This is a genomic window from Variovorax sp. 22077, assembly GCF_052044195.1.
Classification (GTDB): Bacteria; Pseudomonadota; Gammaproteobacteria; order Burkholderiales; family Burkholderiaceae_C; genus Variovorax; species Variovorax atrisoli.
Genome location: NZ_JBQEQC010000122.1, coordinates 1 through 372 on the forward strand (window position 1 = coordinate 1; position 372 = coordinate 372).

Genomic DNA, 372 nt, shown 5'->3' on the forward strand with positions numbered 1-372 from the left:
CCCCGACGTTCTGGAACGACACCGTGTTCGACCCGTTCGGCACCAACGGCGTTGGCACCAACCTGATCAACACTGCCAACAACAGCTTCGGCGCCTTCAACGGTACCGCTCCTACGGCTGTTCCCGGTGTGCCCAACGTGAGCACGAGCAACTACGTTCGCGCAAGCAACAGCATCGGCTACTTCCTGCCCCCGAACCTGGGCGGTTTCTATGGTCAGTTCCAGTACGCCCTGTCTGAGAAGAACAAGTACAGCCCGGGTCTGGCTACGCCTGGCGGTGACAACACCACGCGTCAAGGCCGTTACATCGGCGGCCGCTTCGGCTACGCCAACGGTCCTCTGGACGTTGCTATCGCTTACGGCAGCAGCACGG

The 372-nt window shown here is 61.6% G+C and carries 1 pseudogene; it reads left to right on the forward strand.

From position 1 onward, the window contains the following. Positions 1–372 (forward strand): annotated as a pseudogene (locus ACTJLF_RS34780) (porin); the annotation flags it as partial.